At 39.4% G+C, this 21,612-nt stretch carries 15 protein-coding genes, 1 rRNA gene and 1 pseudogene; 11 read left to right on the forward strand and 6 right to left on the reverse strand.

What is annotated here, in order from left to right; all coding sequences use genetic code 11:
• Positions 1–32: 32 nt before the first annotated feature.
• Positions 33–1,760: an AAA family ATPase gene (locus tag RE409_RS01285; protein ID WP_201222415.1), complete on the reverse strand. Its 1,728-nt coding sequence runs from the start codon at positions 1,758–1,760 to the stop codon at positions 33–35.
• Between the two features lie 232 nt (positions 1,761–1,992).
• On the opposite strand from RE409_RS01285, the gene def reads away from it, so the two are divergent.
• Entirely contained in the window at positions 1,993–2,571 is a 579-nt protein-coding gene (gene def / locus RE409_RS01290) for a peptide deformylase (protein ID WP_201188287.1), read from the forward strand.
• Between the two features lie 42 nt (positions 2,572–2,613).
• Here def and RE409_RS01295 read toward each other — a convergent pair whose 3' ends face one another.
• Together RE409_RS01295 and RE409_RS01300 are read right to left on the reverse strand one after the other, a co-directional pair.
• Complete coding sequence (locus RE409_RS01295; protein WP_309558390.1) at positions 2,614–3,306, reverse strand: SGNH/GDSL hydrolase family protein; 693 nt, start codon at positions 3,304–3,306, stop codon at positions 2,614–2,616.
• Between the two features lie 168 nt (positions 3,307–3,474).
• The gene (locus tag RE409_RS01300; RefSeq protein WP_053348259.1) at positions 3,475–4,989 is read right to left on the reverse strand and encodes an MDR family MFS transporter; all 1,515 of its coding nucleotides are present in this window, start codon (positions 4,987–4,989) and stop codon (positions 3,475–3,477) included.
• Between the two features lie 132 nt (positions 4,990–5,121).
• Between RE409_RS01300 and RE409_RS01305 the strand changes: the two genes are divergently transcribed.
• The 4 genes from RE409_RS01305 to RE409_RS01320 all read left to right on the forward strand — a co-directional run bounded on the left by RE409_RS01305 (position 5,122) and on the right by RE409_RS01320 (position 9,797).
• Positions 5,122–5,610, forward strand: coding sequence for a MarR family winged helix-turn-helix transcriptional regulator (locus RE409_RS01305; protein ID WP_201188291.1), 489 nt, complete (start codon positions 5,122–5,124; stop codon positions 5,608–5,610).
• Positions 5,611–5,814: 204 nt separating this feature from the next.
• The gene (gene efeO, locus RE409_RS01310) at positions 5,815–6,666 is read left to right on the forward strand and encodes an iron uptake system protein EfeO (protein ID WP_201188293.1); all 852 of its coding nucleotides are present in this window, start codon (positions 5,815–5,817) and stop codon (positions 6,664–6,666) included.
• A complete protein-coding gene (efeB, locus tag RE409_RS01315) occupies positions 6,667–7,953 on the forward strand; it encodes an iron uptake transporter deferrochelatase/peroxidase subunit (protein WP_397329060.1) in 1,287 nt (428 codons plus the stop codon).
• 89 nt (positions 7,954–8,042) lie between these two features.
• Entirely contained in the window at positions 8,043–9,797 is a 1,755-nt protein-coding gene (locus RE409_RS01320; RefSeq protein WP_309558391.1) for an FTR1 family protein, read from the forward strand.
• Between the two features lie 39 nt (positions 9,798–9,836).
• On the opposite strand, the pseudogene RE409_RS01325 reads toward RE409_RS01320, so the two are convergent.
• Positions 9,837–10,262: pseudogene (locus tag RE409_RS01325) on the reverse strand (DUF4395 domain-containing protein).
• Positions 10,263–10,791: 529 nt separating this feature from the next.
• Between RE409_RS01325 and RE409_RS01330 the strand changes: the two are divergent.
• The 5 genes from RE409_RS01330 to RE409_RS01350 all read left to right on the forward strand — a co-directional run bounded on the left by RE409_RS01330 (position 10,792) and on the right by RE409_RS01350 (position 18,162).
• Positions 10,792–11,223, forward strand: coding sequence for a MerR family transcriptional regulator (locus tag RE409_RS01330; RefSeq protein ID WP_309558392.1), 432 nt, complete (start codon positions 10,792–10,794; stop codon positions 11,221–11,223).
• A 196-nt stretch (positions 11,224–11,419) separates the two neighbouring features.
• Positions 11,420–12,733: a hemolysin family protein gene (locus RE409_RS01335; RefSeq protein ID WP_376110781.1), complete on the forward strand. Its 1,314-nt coding sequence runs from the start codon at positions 11,420–11,422 to the stop codon at positions 12,731–12,733.
• A gap of 320 nt (positions 12,734–13,053) precedes the next feature.
• Positions 13,054–15,852 carry a response regulator gene (locus tag RE409_RS01340; protein WP_309558393.1) on the forward strand — a complete coding sequence of 933 codons (2,799 nt, stop codon included), beginning with the start codon at positions 13,054–13,056 and terminating at the stop codon, positions 15,850–15,852.
• Positions 15,853–15,880: 28 nt separating this feature from the next.
• Positions 15,881–16,714: a CheR family methyltransferase gene (locus RE409_RS01345; RefSeq protein ID WP_201188301.1), complete on the forward strand. Its 834-nt coding sequence runs from the start codon at positions 15,881–15,883 to the stop codon at positions 16,712–16,714.
• Positions 16,715–17,019: 305 nt separating this feature from the next.
• Entirely contained in the window at positions 17,020–18,162 is a 1,143-nt protein-coding gene (locus tag RE409_RS01350) for a SpoIIE family protein phosphatase (protein ID WP_309558394.1), read from the forward strand.
• A 102-nt stretch (positions 18,163–18,264) separates the two neighbouring features.
• On the opposite strand, the gene RE409_RS01355 is transcribed toward RE409_RS01350, so the two are convergent.
• On the reverse strand, positions 18,265–18,435 hold the full coding sequence (locus tag RE409_RS01355; protein ID WP_082527580.1) for a CsbD family protein: 171 nt from the start codon (positions 18,433–18,435) through the stop codon (positions 18,265–18,267).
• An 87-nt stretch (positions 18,436–18,522) separates the two neighbouring features.
• Complete coding sequence (locus tag RE409_RS01360) at positions 18,523–19,281, reverse strand: alpha/beta hydrolase (protein ID WP_309558395.1); 759 nt, start codon at positions 19,279–19,281, stop codon at positions 18,523–18,525.
• Between the two features lie 714 nt (positions 19,282–19,995).
• Between RE409_RS01360 and RE409_RS01365 the strand changes: the two genes are divergently transcribed.
• Positions 19,996–21,545, forward strand: a 16S ribosomal RNA gene (locus RE409_RS01365).
• Positions 21,546–21,612: the final 67 nt, after the last annotated feature.

Below are 21,612 nucleotides of genomic sequence, written 5' to 3' on the forward strand. Positions count from 1 at the left end.
AGAAGGCGTCCAATAGGACGCCTTCTTTTAAATTAAACCAAAACCAGTTCATGAGGTGAAGCATCAACAATATTTTGAACTTCCGTCCCTTCAAGCGTTTCTTTTTTCAGTAGCTCTTCGACCAGCTCTTCATACTGCGGGCGATTTGAATCGAGCAATTTTTCCGTTTCCTGAATCGCTTTTGTGAACAGTTCCTGCATCTTTTGTTCTTTCTCGCCTTTATTAAATGTTAGGGTAAATCCATCTTGAAGCATTCCGGTATCGACCATTTGCTCAAGCAGATGTTTCGCCTGTTGTACGTCGCCGCCTACACCGATGCTGTGTTCCCCTAAATACATTCTTTCTGCAACGCCACCTGCTAAAATCATTTTGACTTGATCAAGTAATTCACTTGCTGTAGATAAATGAAGTTCTTTCGGAATCGGTGCTACATATCCAAGAGCTTCACCACGCGGTATGATGGTAGCTTTTCGAACAGAGCCCGGTTTGGTTAGGGCTGCAATCAAAGCATGTCCACTTTCATGGATGGCCACGCGGCGTTTAGTATCTACATCATTCAAGGTACGTGATGTGGCACCGAGAATTGTACGGTCAATGGCATAATCGAGATCTTGTTTGCGAATCATTTCCTGTTCATTTCTGAGAGCATGACGGGAAGCAGTATCAAATAAAGACCTCAAATCTGCTCCGGAGAAACCTGATGTGCTTTCAGCCAGTTCATCCAAGGAAGCAAGTACATCTGTTGCGAGTCGCTTTCCTTTAGTATGGATAGCAATGATCTCTTTTCTTCCCTGTGTATCTGGAAGTGGTACTTGAAAGGAGAAATCAATTCTACCAGGGCGAAGAAATGCCTCATCGAGCATATCTTTCCGGTTTGTTGCGGCAATAAATAAAATGCCTTCATTTGGATGACCTCCATCCAATTGGACAAGCAGTTCAGTCAGCGTTTTTTCGCCTTCTTCTCCGCCATGAGCTTTCCGTTTACCCGCTAATGCGTCTACTTCGTCAATGAAAATGACAGCTGGTGATTGCTTACGTGCATTTTGAAAAAGACTACGGACACGGGCTGCTCCAACACCGACAAACATTTCGTTGAAGGCCGAACCGCTTGTTGAGAAGAAGTTGGCACCCAATTCTTTTGCAATTGCCTGTGCAAGAAGCGTTTTCCCAGTTCCTGGTGGGCCGTATAATAAAATGCCTTGAGGAGGCTTAATTCCAATTTTAGCTGAACGTTCTGGTTCTTTTAGAGTAGTTAGGGTTTGCAGGATTTCTTGTTTGATTTCGGTTTGCAAACCGCCTACATCCTCCAAAGTTATCTCGGGCAAATCTCTAGGAGCAGAAATGCTTTGTTTCTTGCTGCCAATAAGTAATCCACCTTTTGACCTTTTCTGTATAATAACAATGGTTGTGACTAATGCTGCCATCAATCCACCTAAAATCCATAATGCTGACTTATTAGTTGATGAAAATGAATATTGAACATTATAAGTTTCGACTAGTTTATTGATCATTTGACTATTGGGGGGAATATTAGAAACATATTCTCCATCTGGTGTAGTGATGTGAAGGGTACCGTTTCGTTTCTCTTCTATTGAGACAAGGGCCCCATTTTGAGCTTTAATTGTCTTTTCAACAGAAGAAAAGGGAATAACCATTTCCTTTGATTGAGTTACAACATACCAACTAATTCCACCTATTATCACAATGAAAGCCGTTAAGAACGGCAGCAACTTCGAGACAAATTTAGAATTCGAGTTCAAATTTTCATCTCCTTTAAGGATATATATTCAGTATAGAATTTTTAAACGTGTATTCTATAGGTCTTTAGTCCTTAAAATTTAGGTAAATAATGTAAAGGAACGAAATTCCAATAACTTAGGGATGAGTACTATTCTATTTTCAACCTGCATATTAGACTTTTTAAAAATGAAATGCTAAAGTGAAATGGTCTAAGTCATGAAAAAATAAAAAGGTAGAAGAGTGTGAAGTTCTATGAGTAAATTTATAAAAGACTATTTGATTACAATGAAGGATATCGTCAGAGAAGGAGATCCAATTCTGCGTCAGGTAACGGATGAAGTTAGCCTGCCGATTTCAGATGAAGATCGTGAAACGCTGGAGTGCATGATGCAATATTTGAAAAATAGCCAAGACCCAAAACTTCAAAAGAAATACAATTTACGTGAAGGTGTTGGTTTGTCGGCAAATCAGATTGGCTTGAATAAACGCATGTTTGTTATGTATTTTCCGGATGAAAAAGGGAAGCTGTTTGAATATGCCCTTGTGAACCCGAAAATAATCAGCCATTCAGCTACGATGATTTATTTACCGCAAAGTGAAGGCTGTCTTTCTGTTGACCGTGATATAAAAGGCTATGTACCTCGTTATGAACGCGTTAAAATTAAAGCATTGGATAGCAAAGGTGAGACAATCGAGATGCGGCTGAAGGGCTTTGCTGCTATCGTGTTTCAACATGAGCTAGATCATTTAAACGGGATGATGTTTTATGACCGTATCAATATCGAGAACCCTTTCAAGCTTCCAGAAAATGTAGAAGTGAAAAGCTTGTAATACCAAAGAGGCAAAGCGCCAATGCTTTGCCTTTTTACATGTTTAAGATTGTCTTCCTGCCATATGCTTCTGTAAATCACTGAATATGGCCATACTCATTTGTTGGTATCCTTTGGAGGTGAGGTGGATGCCATCATCGCTAATTAAGTGGTTCAAGTCGCCAGCGGATTTAATGTAGGAACGCACATCAATCAGTGGCACCTTAAGTTCTTCAGCGAGGTTTTTCAATTGGCGGTTATACATTCCATGCCAATGTTCAATTCCGCCGACTTGGGACACAAAATGCCCGATTGAAGGCCCGAACCTTTCAGCGATAGATCGGTAATACCTAGCTGGATCTAATGGTGGGAGGGTCAAAAGAAAAGGTGTGACATGCTTGTCCTGAACCTGTTTAACAAGATGAGTAATATTTTCTAGGTACCGTTCGATGGGAACAATTGGCTCATGATCACCTTCTGGATTTTTGGCGACTTCATCCCAATGGAAGTTACAGTCGTTTCCACCAACCTCTATTAATACGATATCAGGATTTTCTGACATGACATCTTTATCGATCCGGCTAACTAGCAGGTCGGAGTTGTCATTGAAAACCCCTTTATTCAATACTTCAACGAATGGCAACGATTCTGTAAGCTTAGCTAAAGAGTTCGGATAATTGACTTTAATAATGCGAAGCCGACCTTTAACATAAGAAATACCTCTGGTTAAACTATCCCCAAAACATACAATCTTCAAATTTCTCACCTCGGTATGTGACTGTGTTACTTATTATTTTAGTAGTAGAATAGTTTTTCAGCAAACTTTACTTTCTATTCATATAGAAGAGAGGTATTTTATTGAAATAGTACCCGCTTTTCCTTAATAAAAACTTAAAAAAGCGCTGAAAGCCCAGCGCTTTTTTAGTCATTGTAACGATTCCTCTTTTGGAGGCGTTTCTACTCTTGTTTTTCCCATAAAGAAAACTGTGATTGCAGCAAGACCGATTGGGATGAGGGCCAAAGTGAATATTAAGGAAATGGAATCAGACATTGCATGAACAATTTTATCTAGGATAAAGTCCGGAATCTGTGCACGTGCATCTGATTGGAAGAGCTGACGAGGGTCCTCCATTAGTACAGATGTGTCCGGTCCTCCCTGCATCCCTTTAAATGCGTCTGTCATTTTACTTGTGAATACATTATTCTGTATCGCTCCATAGATCGTAACACCGAGTGTCATCCCAAAAGAACGTAGGAATGAGTTTGTAGAGTTGGCCGATCCGCGAAATCTCGGTTCCAAATTATGAATCGAAGCAATAGGCAAAAGAGAGAACGAAAAGCCCATGCCGAAGCCAGTAAGAATCATGTAAAGTGTTAGTAAAGTTCTGCTGGTATCAGGGGTAATTGTCCCTAACAGAAGCATTCCTGCAAAATAGCAGACGACAGAAATTGTCATCAAGTTGCGGAAGCTGGTCTTTGTATTGAATATCCCACCAATTGCACTACCAACGACGGAACCAAGCATCATGGGAGTAAGAATTAACCCGGCATTTGTTGCAGATCCCCCGTAAACAGCTTGGACGAAAATTGGTATATAGACAGTTAAAATAATAAATGTACCGCCATATAGGATGGCTAAGATTTGAGAGGTTGCAAACAACCGTCTTTTAAATAACCATAATGAAATGATAGGATCTTTTGCTCTTTTTTCGAAAAAGAAAAAAGAAATGAAGAAAACTAAAAAGCTTGCAAACAGACCTATGATAGGAAATGAATCCCAACCATACTCTCCGCCCAGTTCGAGGGCAAACATTAAGCTAATAACGGCAATAACGAGTGTTGCTGCCCCACCCCAATCAATTTTTTGTTCTTGGGTATTGGCTGACTCTTTGTAATATCGCATGATGAAAAATAAAGAAATGATTCCGATTGGAACATTGACATAGAAAATCCAGTTCCAGCTAGAATACTCTGTAATATAAGCACCTAAAAGCGGGCCCAATACGCTTGAAGCTCCAAATACTGCTCCGAAAAGCCCAGTTAATTTTCCGCGTTTCTCAGGTGGGAAAATATCGAATATGATTGTAAAAGCAATTGGCATTAAAGCGCCGCCGCCAATCCCTTGGATTGCCCGAAAAATACTTAACTGGACTATGCTTTGAGCCATACCACATAATGCAGAGCCGATTAGAAAGACTACGAGGCCAAAAATAAAAAACCTCTTCCGTCCATACATGTCGGAAAGCTTACCGAAAATTGGCATGCTTGCCATTGTGGCGACCATATAAGCGGATGTCACCCAGACAAACTTATCGAAACCGCCTAAATCTGAAACGATCGTTCCCATGGCAGTCGCAACAATCGTATTATCCATTGCTGACATCAAGATACCTAATAATAAACCGGCAACAATGAATTTTTGGTTTTTTTGTTCTTTCATTTATTTTCCTCCTTAGTGCGTACTAATATTTCATAATTTTATTTACATAAATGAATGATAACCATTAAGATAAAATAAAATCATTTATCTTGATTTTCAAGATAAATTTAAGTGTAAGAGGGGTGGTATTTTATGTCAAGCGATAATATGGTGAATGCAGATATGTTAGAGAAGTTAACGCATAGTCTGAAAAAATATGGAATGAGATCGGTTTTATTTCAACAAAACATGGCCCAAAAAATAGGAGTTACCCATACGGACTTAAAGACTGCTGAGATATTGAATGAAACAGGACCGATAACCGCCGGTGAACTATCGAAAATTACGGGGTTGAGCACGGGCTCTGTAACGGCGCTAATCGATCGTCTTGAAAAATCTTGCTATGTAAAAAGGGAACGAGATCAATTGGATGGAAGGCGGGTAATGATTGTCCCAATGCCCGCAAGACAAGAACAGATCAAATCGCATTATCAATCACTCTCTACGGCTACCAAAAATCTATGTTCCACTTATAATGAGCAAGAGCTTACATTTATCCTTCAATTTGTGGAGGATATCTCAGAAATTATGGACAAGGAAAATGACAAGTTAATGAGTGAACGGGAAGGGTGGCTGAAATAAAGGCTACCCTTTTTACTTTTAGAGATATGAGGAGAGTGAAATAGGCGTTTTTTCCTTTTTAATGAGAAAGAAAAACGCTAGGGGTATAACAAATTCTTCCACAACATATGAAAAATGTCTCGTTTTCAACAAAATTTATATTGATAATGATTTTCATTGTCTGCTAATATGAATCTAGAATTCATTTAAAAGGGAGATTCATATATGAAGAAAACAAAGGCATCATTAGCAGTCTTACTATCTACTAGCCTACTATTTGGCTGCTCACAGGAAAAGGAAGAAGTAAAGCCGGCAGACAAGAATGCCAAAGAAACGAGTGCAAGTGCGAGTGCTTTAGATGATGTATCTAGCGAATATCGGGAATATGCGATTGGTGAAATAGAGGAGTTTGTAAAAGCGACTGAAGAGTTTACGACAGCTGTAACGTCTGGTGATATTGAAAAAGCGAAGGAAGTATACGCACCGGCCCGTATGCATTATGAGAGAGCTGAACCAATTGCAGAAGTATTTGGCGATCTTGATCCCAAAATTGATGCGCGTAAAGGGGACGTTAAAGATGAAGAGTGGGGCGGTTACCACCGGATTGAAATGGGTTTATGGGAAGAAAACACAACAAAAGGTTATGAAGAGTATGCGAATCAATTGATGAGTGATGTCAATTTGCTTCGTGCCAAAGTTGAAACTGTTGAGGTCACACCGGATTTATTAATCACAGGTGCGGTTGATTTATTAAATGAAGTTTCTACCAGTAAGGTAACTGGAGAAGAGGATCGATACTCTCATACAGATTTATATGACTTTGTTGCAAATGTAGAAGGTGCCGAAAAAATCTACGAACTTCTTACACCAGCTCTTAAAGAAAAAGACGAAAAGCTTGTAACGGAAATCCAACAACGTTTTGACGATGTATACAGCTTGCTTGAGAAGCATAAAGAAGGTGATGGCTATACCTCTTATACGGATTTAAAAGAATCTGAGGTTAAAGAGCTAAGCCAAGCCATTGATGCATTAGCTGAACCACTTTCGCAAATAGGGATTGTAACGGAGGAATCATAATTGAAAGAGAAAATGCCGAATGACGAAACCTCGCTTTTTACTAAAAAAGTAAGTCGTCGCAATATGTTGAAAACAGCAGGAGTTGGTGGGGTCGGAGTCGTGATAGGAGCCTCTGGATTTGGTGGGCTTTTGAATCTATCTGATTCGAAGGCAAATGGACAAACTAATGATATTGTTCCATTTTATGGGGCCAATCAAGCGGGCATTACTACTGAAGCTCAGGATAACCTTTATTTTGCAGCACTGGAAGTTACGACAGATAATAAATCCGACTTAATCCAGCTATTTAAGGACTGGACAGAAGCAGCGGCTCAGATGACAGAGGGAAAATTGGTAGGTGAAGCTTCTCTAAATGCTAGTATGCCTCCAAAAGATACTGGGGAAGCAAAAGAATTGTCACCCTCTAATTTGACGATTACTTTTGGAGTGGGTCCTACCCTATTTACGAAGAATGGTAAAGATCGGTTTGGTTTGAAATCGAAAAAGCCTGCTGAATTAAAGGATCTGCCCAAATTCCCTTTAGATGCGTTAGAAGATTCTTGGAGCGGTGGAGATATTTGTATTCAAGCATGTGCAGATGATCTTCAGGTTGCTTTTCATGCCGTTAGGAACTTAGTGAGAATCGGGAGAGGGAAAACGATTATTCATTGGGCCCAAACAGGTTTCCAACGTACTAAACAAGCCGATTCTCAAAAAACGACACCGCGTAACTTATTCGGGTTTAAGGACGGAACTGCCAATCCGGATACGAAGAAAAGTAGTGAAATGAATGATCATGTTTGGGTAAAGGCTGGGGATGGTCCAGACTGGCTTGTTGGCGGCAGTTATATGGTTGTACGCCGAATTCAGATGTACATTGAAGTATGGGACCGTACTATATTGAAAGAGCAGGAAAATACATTTGGCCGTCACCGTGACAGTGGAGCTCCATTAGGGATGAAGAATGAATTTGATAGTGTTGATTTAGAAGCTAAAGATAAAAATGGAAATCGGATTATTCCAGAAGATTCGCATATGAGTCTATCCAGGGGGGACGGAAAAGCAAAGATTCTGCGGCGTCCTTATTCATATGCGGATGGAATGGATCCCAAAACAGGAAGCTTGAACGCTGGCCTTCTGTTCATTTGTTATCAACGCAACCCAAGTAAACAATTTGTTCCTATACAGGAACGCCTTGCGAAAAATGATAAGCTGAATGAATATATCATTCACCGAGGTAGTGCTGTATTTGCTTGTTTGCCAGGTGTGAAAAAGGGTGGCTATATCGGAGAATCCCTTTTTAGGTAATTGAATTTTAAAAGATAGACGAGAAAATCGCCAGCATGGATGCGTATCCGGGTTGGCGATTTTAGTTCATAAATAAGGAGGGTACCAGTATGACTGTTTCTAAATGGAAAAGTGGGATATTGGTTTTAATAGTCAGTCTTTTATTTATTTCATCTGCAGTACGAGTTGTTTCGGCAGGTGAAAATCATGATCAGCTTTTTGTCTATATTGGCGATAGTTTAATGAAGACAAAATCCGGCGACCTTGACGCAGTTTCGGATAATATAGCTTTATTTGAAAAAGATTGGAAAATGATAAAAACGGACAGTGAAGTTGCGAAGAAAGTTGATAAGCAACTATTGGCTGTAAAAAGTGCTGTGAAGAACGAAGCAGACGCTGATGAAATTAAAAAGCAATTATCGGCTTTATCAAGTACTCTAATTACATATGATACAGAGGAAAACCCAGTAGATAAGACGGTCTATAAAGACCGGTTACAAGCGTTAATCCCATTAATAGATAAGTTGGATGCAACAATAGCTGAAGGTGACTTTGTTCAAGCTAAGAGTCAATATACAAACCTACGGAATTATTGGATTGACGCAGAGGTTGTTGTTCGGGAGGCAAGTGTTGCTTCATACGGTAAGATTGAAACGTATATGGCCTTTGTGCGGATAGCCATTACCCAGGACCCACCTGATTCGGAAAAAGCCAAAACGAATCTTTCTGAATTAAAAGGTTTACTGGAGGATTTTCTTGCTGGTAAGGTTAAAGAAGAAGACCAGAAGGTGACTTATTCACTTGGAGATGTTACACAACTCTTACAAGGAAGCATAACCGATATTGAAAAAAATGATGTCGATTCAGCAATTGATCAGTTGAATGAAATTTTAACAATTTGGCCTAATGTCGAAGGGGAAGTTTCAACAAGAGACAGCAAGTTGTATAGTGATATGGAAACAAAAGTTCCGACCGCAATCAGCTTGTTACAATCGAAAAAGATAAAAGCAGAGGAAGCGAAGGATATCGTTTCGGATTTAAACACCCGGTTGCTACCCTTGATTGATGATACGAGTTATACAACATGGGATGCTGCTTTGATTCTTTTACGGGAGGGGCTAGAAGCACTCTTGATTGTAGCGACATTATTGTCTTTTCTAAAGAAAATTGGACAAGCGGACAAACAAAAATGGATTTGGACAGGGGTAGGTGCTGGATTAGCCGCGAGTACCATCTTTGCGGTCATCATCAATATTGTTTTCTCTCAAATTACAGCTGCGTCAAGCCGTGAGTACATTGAGGGAATCACAGGGATAGTGGCAGTATTGATGATGTTGACAATTGGCCTTTGGCTCCATAGTAAATCGAATATCCATGCATGGAACCGTTATATTGGCAAGCGAATGGACCAAGCTATTGCTACAGGTAGTATCGTCTCGTTTGCTTTAATTAGCTTTTTATCCATTTTCCGTGAAGGTGCGGAGACAATTATCTTTTATGCAGGTATGGCGCCTTATATGGAATTGAAGCAGCTATTAAGCGGGATTGTAATTGCCTTCCTCATATTAGTAGTGATTGGTTTTATCATGCTACGTTACAGCGTGAAACTACCGATTACCCTATTCTTTAAAGCAGCAACGATACTCATCTATGTTTTGGCATTTAAGATTCTTGGGGTCTCTATTCATTCACTTCAAGTTTCACAAGTTCTGCAGACACATACGATTACTTCCTTCCCGTTTGTAGAATGGATAGGACTTTATCCGACAGTAGAAACGTTACTGCCGCAAGCTGTATTAATTCTGTTGATCTTACTGGCTACCTATTGGGTTAAAAAAAATAATTCTGTACATGCATCTGAATAAAAAAAGGGACTGACGAATGTCAGTCCTATTTTGTAGTATCTAGCGCAGAGATCGGCGATAGGAATATTGTTTCCATTGATAGAGGATAAAGCAACCAATGCAGAATCCAAGGATGGCTATGAAAGAAGCAAGCCCGACCATCACCGTAAAAATATATCCTGAAACGGTCCAACCAAGCAAGAAAGAAATTAATCCAAGTCCCAAGCAAACGACTGCAATAACTTAGTTGAATTGCTGTTGTGAATGATCTTCCGGAATATAATCAGAAGGCCGCTTTTTCAAGAAGAGCTTTGCAAGCCGCATAATCGGATTGAAATTAAAGATAAGCCCTAAAAGTCCTGCTGTAAACGGAACCGCTAATATCCATATTTGACCGGTTAGTAAGGCAGTCACCACACTTGAAAATATGACCCATTGATTCGTGCGTACTAAGGGACGGGGAATAGAACGAATTTCACTCGTCATTTAAATACCAACCTCCCTGATGAGTTTTATTATATTTTATCTTTATTATGGCTACTTGTTAAGTGGGAATGATAAAAAAGTCTATAAAATCAAAACTCAACCTCCTTATTTATAATAATTTTAATTTAGTATTGATTATTATTATTAAATCGGTATAATATAATATATAACAATTAGTTAAAGTAGGAGGACGGTATAATGGTAACAAAAGTTTGTCAAACATGCGGTACACCAATAAAAAAACTAAAGCATTCTTCGATATGCCAATGCGGTCCTAAAATATTGAGCAATCAATTTCCAGCTAAAACAAAAAAATAAACGGCATAAAATAGAATGGTAAATTAAACCGGTTATTGGAAATAATCGGTTTTTTGTTTACTTGTGGAGTGTAAAGATGTGTAACTAAAAAAAATATCTTTTTATCCAATATTAAATATTTTAATTTTGAGTAAAAATAATGTACGATTAGAGAATAGAATTTAATGTCAGGGTGGAACAAAAGACAGTGTATTAGTGTCTAAACCATCACGTGACGGTTGGGAGGGGTTATATTGGGATCGAGACGTTGAAAATTGGCGAGTTGGCAGAAATGGCGAATGTTACGAAGAGAACTGTTGATTACTATACAAACATGGGCCTGCTAAAAGCAGAACGTTCCGCCTCTAACTACCGTTATTATTCAGTCAGGGAACTTGAACGGCTTCACCGTATTGAGGAGTATAAAAGAAAAAACCTTTCATTAGAAGATATAAAGGAACTATTTAACCAGGACAAGGAAGTTTCATCTGCCATTGAGGAAACAGGACTTCAACTGAAAAGTAAACTGGATGGCTTGAATGAGGAACTACGGGAAGTAATCAGGCTGATTGAAAAGGACGAAAAAAATGAACTTCTTCTAAAAAAACAGATTTCTCACGAAAGCATTGCCTTAATCCAATCATTATTAGTGTTGTTAGTATAATCCAGATTTATTCTCGATAGTTTACTGTACTAAGGTGCATATTAATAAAGGACATCTTCACAAAATGGTTGGGATGCGGCATTCATGTTAAAATTCAGTTTGTTTTTGAAATGGACATTAACCATTTACACAGGAGGTGCTTGGGATTAAACCGTGTTTGCCTATTCCTTGGTATTACTCAAGGTAGGGTATATACATGGTAAACCCGCACATATTGGAGATTTTTATAAAATTATTAGCAGTAGCTGTATTAATAGCATTAACGGCATTTTTTGTTGCCTCAGAATTTGCAATCGTAAAAGTCAGAAGTTCTCGTATTAATCAATTGATTGAAGAAGGACATAGAAATGCACTTGCAGCCAAGAAAGTAACCACACATATTGATGAGTACTTATCTGCTTGTCAATTGGGGATTACAGTAACCGCATTAGGTTTAGGGGTGCTGGGTGAACCGACGGTGGAGGCAATATTTAAACCTTTGTTTTTAAGATGGGGATTAGATGAATCCGTAAGCCATATTATCTCTTTCGTGATCGCGTTTGGTTCTGTCACATTCCTTCACGTTGTAGTCGGGGAACTAGCACCAAAAACAGTTGCGATTCAAAAGGCTGAGGAAGTAACATTAATGTTTTCAAAGCCATTAATTCTGTTTTATCGTATTTTGTACCCGTTTATTTGGTTATTGAATGGTTCTGCTCGTGTTCTTACAGGCATGTTCGGGTTAAAGCCTGCTTCTGAATCCGAAATGGCTCACTCAGAAGAAGAACTGCGCATTATTTTATCAGAAAGCTATAAAAGCGGTGAGATTAATCAATCAGAATATAAATATGTAAACCAAATTTTTGAATTTGATGAGCGTATTGCCAATGAGATTATGGTTCCTCGTACGGAAATGACGGTAATTGAAAAAGGTATGCCCTTATTGGAGGTTGTTGAACTCATTCAAGAAGAGCAATACACCCGTTATCCTGTTATAGACGGTGATAAAGATAATGTAGTGGGTATGGTCAATATCAAGCGTCTTTATACAGCAACAATTACAGAAGAAAATGTTTCAGAATTGACGGTTGATTCATTTGTAACTCCAATTATTCGTGTTCTTGAAACAATCGCAATTCATGATTTACTACTGAAAATGCAGAAGGAACGGATTCATATGGCCGTTTTAACAGATGAATATGGCGGTACTGCAGGTCTTGTTACGGTTGAAGACATTCTCGAAGAAATCGTCGGAGAAATACGAGATGAATTTGACCAAGACGAACGGCCGCTTATTCAAAAAATTGATGAGGGACATTATGTTTTTGATGCAAAAACATTGGTCGAAGATGTTAATGATACCCTTGCAATAGAATTGCCAGAAGAAGATATAGATACATTGGGCGGTTGGTTCCTAACAGGGCGATTTGAAATTGCAGTCGGCGATAGAATAGAATATGCCGGCTTTGAATTTACCGTAAAAGAGATGGATGGCCATCATGTCTTATATGTTGAAGTTAAGAAAATTTAATAATCACGAAAAACCGAAAGCGAAAGCTTTCGGTTTTTATAATTTTACTAAATAATGAATTAATAATTGAGTATGGATTCGAACACAATGCTTTGGATTTTCTTACAATTAAAAAGGTAGACTACTACTCTAATGGAAAAGGAATTCATGAATAATAACGCTGTAAGTACAATTTATACTATGAAAATGTTAAAATGTAGAGTGAGACATTAAATCTATCTAAATATAAACATATTGGAATGTTAGTAATAAGATTTATCTTTGCAAAGACATTCTTTTTCTGGCTGATTATAAATTAAGAGAAGAAGGTAGGCGGAAAAATGGGTTTTAAGAGGAAGCAAATGTTAGGGTTCGGTTTAATCTTGCTTTTCTTGGCTATATTACTTTCTTTCATGATGTTTACGCTTAACAATTTAAAGAGCAGTATGACCGAAATAGTTGAAAACCGCTATGAAAAAGTTCAAGCTTCGATGGAAATCCGTCAGTTGTTTTCAAGGTCAGACCGTGAAATTTTGTTTGCTGCTGATGATGCGAATAAAGAAGAAAGAGCTGATAGTCTAGAAATTATAAAAGAGAATCATAGTTTGATTGAATCACAAATTGCTGAATTATCAGGTACTTTAAATAAAGTAAAAGCAAAGCAATTGTTGAAAGAGTTTGAGACTCAATATACATCTTACTCCATAACAGAGACTGAGATTATTCAAAATATACAAGAAGAAAATTCTTCTGAAAATATTTCCAGGTTGATGAGAGATCAGCGGGAAAAGCGGACAAAAGTTATCAGCGCGATGGATGACTTTAAAGATTTCCAAGAAGGCATTATGAAAGAAACCTTAAGGAATTCGAAACAAACCTATGAAGATATGATTAGTTTCACAATCTTCGCTGTTATTCTTAGCATTTTAGTTATTTCAGTAACGATGGTTTGGATGATTCGCAGCACATCAAAAGATTTGCAATCCATTACGAAGGTCATCAAGAATATTGATTTTAAAAACTTATCGGTAGTACCAAGAATTTCAGTTCGAACAAAAGATGAAATTGGTGATATCGCTCGATCCTTCAATGATATGGCAGAATCGCTTGAAGCCTATAATCAAAAGGAGAAAGATTTCACTGAAAAAATCAGTGAACAGAACTGGATTCAGACTCGTGTTGCAGATATTGCTACCATGTATCAGCGTATTGTTGATGTGGAGGTTCTTGCTGACAGGTTCATTACAAGGCTTGCGCCGATGATGGGAGCGTCCATTGGGGCGATTTACGTCAGGCGAGGTGTGGGAAAAGATATGCGTTTTGTAAAGATTTCCAGCTTTGCAGGAGATGGTGAGGATGCAGGTAGACGTGAATTTCGACTGGGTGAAGGTTTGATTGGACAATGCGCTCAAGAAGGAAAATCGAAATTCATCGACAATATTCCAGAAGACTTCCATTTGGTTACAACAGGGCTAGGGGAAGTCAATCCTAAAAGTATTGTCATTGCACCGGTCGTATTTGAGGACGAAGTTGTTGCAATGGTTGAATTGGCAAGTTTGGAGGCCTTTACGAAGTTGCAAAAAAGTTTCTTAACCCGTGTGTTGGATACTCTAGGCATCACGATCAATAATGTAGAAGGTCGGATGGAAATAGAGCGTTTATTGAAAGAATCACAGGCACAGACCGAAGAGTTGCAGGCTCAATCGGAAGAGTTACAATCTCAGTCAGAGGAAATGCAGGCCCAATCAGAGGAATTGCAAACACAGGCTGAAGAGTTGCGGATGATTAACGAACAATTAGAAGAGAGAAATCGCGAAACCGAAGATAAATCGAAAGAGCTTCAAGTCGCAAAATTAAATCTTGAAAAACAAGCAGAAGAATTAAAGTTAAGTTCAAAATACAAATCGGAGTTCATGGCAAATATGTCCCATGAATTGCGGACGCCGCTTAACAGTATTTTGATTTTATCTGAAATGCTTTCTGATCCTAATGATAGTAAATTAAATGAAGAGCAGCAGGAATTTGCTCGTGTTATTAACTCATCAGGTCAAGATTTATTAACATTGATTAATGATATTCTGGATTTATCAAAAGTTGAAGTTGGAAAACTTGAAGTTGTCTTTGACGAAATGAATATGAGTGAGCTGCCTGAGGTTTTGCACCGTAACTTTGATCATGTAGCGAAGAAAAAGAACATCGACTTTATAATCGATAGAGATAAAAATGTACCGGACATTTTCTTTACGGATGAACAGCGCTTCCAGCAAATCTTGAAAAACTTATTGTCCAACGCATTTAAATTCACGGAAAAAGGTTCTGTGTCTGTCCGAATTAAAAAAGCGGATGAAGAAAATGTCGCACAGTGGATTCAAACAAAAGGTGCAAGCAATTGGATTGAAATTAATGTGGCGGATACTGGTATTGGAATTTCCAAAGAAAAGCAAAAACTAATCTTTGAGGCGTTCCAGCAAGGCGACGGAGCTACAATGAGGAAATACGGTGGTACAGGACTTGGGCTTTCCATATGTCGTGAGTTTGCCAAGCTGCTAGGAGGCTGGGTCATTGTAGATAGTAAAGAAGGCCAAGGTAGTACATTTACCTTCTTTATTCCAAGCATGCCAGAGGGCTTCAAACATGTTGGCGAAGCAATAGCTGCTTCTACAGAAGTGGCAGCAGCTTCCCATGAAGCAACCGAATCTTTTGTAGAGCAGGAAGAACAGGATGTCGTAATATTCGATGGTGACGGCAAGAAAAATGGTAATCCATTCTGCAATAAAACCGTACTGGTCGTCGATGATGACCACCGTAATATCTTTGCACTAAAAAATGCCCTGAAGCATGAGGGGATGGAAATCCTTACGGCTGAAAATGGCTATGAATGTTTGGAGCTTCTTGAAAAAGGAAATAATATAGATGCAATATTAATGGATATTATGATGCCAGGAATGGATGGTTATGAAACGATGACTAGAATTCGCGAGCAGAATAAGTTCGAGAATCTTCCAATCATCGCTTTAACAGCTAAAGCGATGAAAGGCGATAGAGAAAAATGCCTGAAAGCTGGCGCGTCCGACTATGTCAGTAAGCCATTAAAATTAGATCAGTTGCTATCAGTTCTTCGTGTGTGGCTGACTAATTGATTGATAGTACGGGTAAGGAAGGTTTTTCATGAAGGATACATTAACTGTTGAAGAACGAGAAGATATAGAAATTGAATTATTATTGCAAGCCATTTATTCTGTCTCCGGCTTCGATTTTCGGAAATATATGCGTTCTTCTATAAAGCGGAGAGTTGAAAATCGGATGAGGCTGGACCATATTCGTAGGATAAGTGGAATGATTGAAATGGTTTTATATGAAAAAGGGTATGTCGAGAAACTTCTGAATGATTTTTCGATAAACGTTACTGAAATGTTTCGCGACCCGGATTTCTTTAAAGCTTTTCGATTAAAAATTGTACCGCTTTTAAAACAGCTTCCGGAAATTAGAATTTGGCATGCGGGTTGTTCGACTGGTGAAGAAGCCTTTTCAATGGCCATCCTTCTTAAGGAAGAGGGGCTTTATGAAAAGGCGAAAATTTATGCGACTGATATGAATGAAGATGTCCTCCGCCATGCAGAAAAAGGGATACTTCCGCTAAATAGAATGCAGTCTTATACAAAAAACTATTTGCAGGCCGGCGGAAAACAGGAATTTTCGGAGTATTATACGACGGATTATCAAAATGCCTATCTTAATTCTAGCCTTCTTAAAAACATAGTGTTTTTCCAGCATAATTTGGTCACTGATGGTTCGTTCAATGAGTTTCATATTATCATGTGCCGAAATGTGATGATTTACTTTACCGGTGAATTACAAACCTATGTAAACCATTTGTTTTATGACAGTCTTAGTAAAGAAGGCTTTCTTGCAGTTGGTAGTAAGGAAACACTTCATACATCTTCCTTATCGGAAGATTATGAGGACTTTGATTCAAAGGAACGGATTTATCGGAAATTATAAGAAGGGGGAGTTCGCATATTTAGCGGACTCCTCTTTTTCATTAGGCCACTAGTAATATGTTCTCACCCTGTTTTTGGGTGATACAAAAAAATGCTTATAATATGTTTAGAGTGTCATAGTAACGGGTATATATAATGAATTGGTCTGCGAATGTGATGATAAAGTGGTTTATTATTATTAAAAGAGACTGAGCTTCGTTATAATAAAATGGAAACTACCCTATAGGGAACCACAATAATGAAACGCATTTACATAATAAAGATAAAAACTTGCCGCTCGATATAAGCCAAAAGGGGAATAAAAGAATGACGATATTAATCGTAGATGATAACCAGGTTAACCTTTTCGTTATAGAGAAAATTCTAAAGAGGGCTGGCTATACGGATTTTCTTTCATTAACTTCTGCTGTGGAGATGTTTGAATATTTACAGGTGGGTGGTCTGAAACCAAAGGAGACTTCTGTTGATATTATTCTGCTTGATATTATGATGCCTGAAATCGATGGAATAGAGGCGTGCAGACGTCTTCAAAATATCCCACACCTTAAAGATATACCCGTGATTTTTGTGACCGCACTTGAAGACTCAAACAAGGTAGCCGAGGCACTTGATGTGGGCGGTATTGATTATATAATGAAGCCTATTAATAAAATTGACTTGCTGGCCCGGATTCGTGTGGGATTAAGGCTTAAATATGAAAAAGATTGGCATAAAATGCAGGATGAAAAAATTCGTAATGAATTAGATCTCTCGATGCAGGTCCAAAGCAGTCTCTTAAGTGAGCCCATTCACAATGACCACTTAACTATCAAAGCCTCATACTTACCTGCAAATAAGTTAGCGGGAGACATGTACTATTGGCATCGCATTGATGAAAATCGATATGGAATCATTCTGCTTGATATGATGGGGCATGGAATATCTGCTTCACTTGTTTGTATGTTTATTTCCTCTGTTTTGAGGGATGCGATTCGGACACATACAGATCCTGTGGCAGTCATAAACGAAATGAATCACTGGATGAGTGTCCTTAATAAAGAAGATAACCAAGTGCACTATTATTTTACAGCGATTTATATGATTATTGATACAGAGCAAAAAACAGTGGAATATGTTAACGCTGGACATCCTCCAGGCTTCGCTTTAATGGATGATGGAAAAGTGGCTTCTCTTTCAAAAGGGACATGTCCTGTGGGATTCTTCACTGAGATGAATATAGAGAAATCAATCATTCATTATGAAGACAGAATTCAACTTCTGTTATTTACAGATGGAGTCATGGAGGCTATCGATCGGGATGGCACCGAAGGGCTGAATCAAATACAAGAAGCGGTCTCAACGAGTTGGTTTGATATCAAGGAAACCGCTCCTATTGATTTTGTTATGCCCCCTGAAATGCAACAAGACCAGCCGGATGATATGTGTGTTGTTGTAATTCAAGCTAATTGAAAAAGGAAGAGGCTGCAGTTTATACCTGCAGCCTCTTCTGTGGTGTGGAAATTCTTATACAGGAGAGTTTCGATGTAGTATCCAGCGATTTTAATTTGCTAATTAACGTTTATTTTTCAATTTACTAACAGCGTCTTGGAGATTGCCTTTTAATTTATCAACTTTACCTTCTGCTTGTAAGTGAGGATCATTTTTCGCGTTACCGACCTGGTCTTTCGTTTCGCCTTTTACTTTATTGACCGTACTTTTTACTTTGTCTGATAAACTGCTCATTATGCTGCCTCCTTTTTCTTTATATACTATATATACTATATATACCCTTGTATAGGTCGAGTAAACCAAGTTGTATATAAGAATCATTTATGAAGCGATTGTTGCCTTTTTACTGTGGATTTGAATGAACCGATAAGCCTGTTCAATGATTTGATCTTTATCATAATCCAACGAAGCAACATGGTAGGAATTTTCAAGGGCGATTAATTCCTTATCAAGGGACAACACATTATCGTATATTTGATTGGAACATTGGGCTGGTACAACGTGATCTTCTGGAGAATGAAAAAGAAGTATCGGGCAGCTAATGTTTTCGAGCTGTTGACTTGTATGCTCCATAATATCAAGCAACTGATTAATTGCTTTTGAGGGAACTTGGTCATAAGTGATTTCAGTAACAGTATCGTCTTTTACGTCAGGCTCACCTTCAGGAATGAAACGCGGAACCGATGGGTTACGATAGATTTCATACTCAGGAACTTGAAGTGCGGCGTTAATAGTGAGAATTCCTTCACAAGGTACTTTTGTCGCTAAATCCAAAACAAGGGCGCCGCCCATTGATTGTCCTATTGCAAATACATATGTGCAGGTTTGCTTTAGCTTTGCATAGGCAGTCTCGACATCATGTACCCAATCTTGATAATGGCACGTTTCCATATCCAGCTCATCGGTACCATGGCCCTTCAAACGTGGAGCATAGACTGTATAGCCTTTAGCAGCGAGGTTATCACCTAAATACCTTACACTTTGTGGTGTGCCATTAAAGCCATGGCAAATGAGGATTCCGATAGAATTGCCAGGGAGGAAAAAAGATTCTGCACCTGGTATTACCTTTGCTGCTGTCATATCTCCATCTCCTTTAAATCATAATCTATTAAAAAAGGGGTTATTGATTATTAGATTCTGTCTTTCTAATAATATTAACTATTCCGATTATATTACTTGGTTATATAATATCATAACAAGATTTAGAAAGTCAACTTGGTTATGTTTCTTGTTCAATACATCAAGAAGGTACTTAAGGCAAGAAAATAACAGGACTGCAAATACTTGTGGAAGATATACGTTGACGCGAGTACCTAAATATAACAAAGAAATCTAGCTTGGTTTCAATTAATAAATACAACTCCTTCTATAATATATGTTTACTAAAATACCGATCTAAGAGGTTGTTAAAATGCCTAACAAAATAAAAACTATAAAAATAGGAATAGTCGTTGACTTTCAAGTGGAATAGGATTAATATAAATAAGCACCAAGTACGACAAACAAAAAACTTCATCCACTTTTGGTAGATTACTAAAAGAAATAATAACTATTGACTTCTTATTATGAAAGTGTTAAGATGAAATGGTCGCTGAAAAACACAGCGATTCAAAATAAGTTAAAAACTTCGCAGAAGTTGACAACTAATCAATAGCGTGTTATGATGAATAAACAAGTTGTTCGAAAGAATGACGATAAAATTGCTCTTTGAAAACTGAACAAAACAAAGCGCCAACGTTAATTTTTTAAGTGAGCACACACTATCAAAAAAGCAAAATGAGCAAGTCAAACATTTCTTCGGAGAGTTTGATCCTGGCTCAGGACGAACGCTGGCGGCGTGCCTAATACATGCAAGTCGAGCGAATCGATGGGAGCTTGCTCCCTGAGGTTAGCGGCGGACGGGTGAGTAACACGTGGGCAACCTGCCTATAAGACTGGGATAACTTCGGGAAACCGGAGCTAATACCGGATACGTTCTTTTCTCGCATGAGAGAAGATGGAAAGACGGTTTTGCTGTCACTTATAGATGGGCCCGCGGCGCATTAGCTAGTTGGTGAGGTAATGGCTCACCAAGGCGACGATGCGTAGCCGACCTGAGAGGGTGATCGGCCACACTGGGACTGAGACACGGCCCAGACTCCTACGGGAGGCAGCAGTAGGGAATCTTCCGCAATGGACGAAAGTCTGACGGAGCAACGCCGCGTGAACGAAGAAGGCCTTCGGGTCGTAAAGTTCTGTTGTTAGGGAAGAACAAGTACCAGAGTAACTGCTGGTACCTTGACGGTACCTAACCAGAAAGCCACGGCTAACTACGTGCCAGCAGCCGCGGTAATACGTAGGTGGCAAGCGTTGTCCGGAATTATTGGGCGTAAAGCGCGCGCAGGTGGTTCCTTAAGTCTGATGTGAAAGCCCACGGCTCAACCGTGGAGGGTCATTGGAAACTGGGGAACTTGAGTGCAGAAGAGGAAAGTGGAATTCCAAGTGTAGCGGTGAAATGCGTAGAGATTTGGAGGAACACCAGTGGCGAAGGCGACTTTCTGGTCTGTAACTGACACTGAGGCGCGAAAGCGTGGGGAGCAAACAGGATTAGATACCCTGGTAGTCCACGCCGTAAACGATGAGTGCTAAGTGTTAGAGGGTTTCCGCCCTTTAGTGCTGCAGCTAACGCATTAAGCACTCCGCCTGGGGAGTACGGCCGCAAGGCTGAAACTCAAAGGAATTGACGGGGGCCCGCACAAGCGGTGGAGCATGTGGTTTAATTCGAAGCAACGCGAAGAACCTTACCAGGTCTTGACATCCTCTGACAACCCTAGAGATAGGGCGTTCCCCTTCGGGGGACAGAGTGACAGGTGGTGCATGGTTGTCGTCAGCTCGTGTCGTGAGATGTTGGGTTAAGTCCCGCAACGAGCGCAACCCTTGATCTTAGTTGCCAGCATTCAGTTGGGCACTCTAAGGTGACTGCCGGTGACAAACCGGAGGAAGGTGGGGATGACGTCAAATCATCATGCCCCTTATGACCTGGGCTACACACGTGCTACAATGGATGGTACAAAGGGCTGCAAACCTGCGAAGGTAAGCGAATCCCATAAAGCCATTCTCAGTTCGGATTGTAGGCTGCAACTCGCCTACATGAAGCCGGAATCGCTAGTAATCGCGGATCAGCATGCCGCGGTGAATACGTTCCCGGGCCTTGTACACACCGCCCGTCACACCACGAGAGTTTGTAACACCCGAAGTCGGTGAGGTAACCTTTATGGAGCCAGCCGCCTAAGGTGGGACAGATGATTGGGGTGAAGTCGTAACAAGGTAGCCGTATCGGAAGGTGCGGCTGGATCACCTCCTTTCTAAGGATAAATACGAGAGCGCTTTTGTTTTGTTCAGTTTTGAATGAGTAATTCATTCAGATACGAA

This window comes from Peribacillus sp. R9-11 (genome assembly GCF_031345095.1).
GTDB classification, from domain to species: Bacteria; Bacillota; Bacilli; order Bacillales; family DSM-1321; genus Peribacillus; species Peribacillus butanolivorans.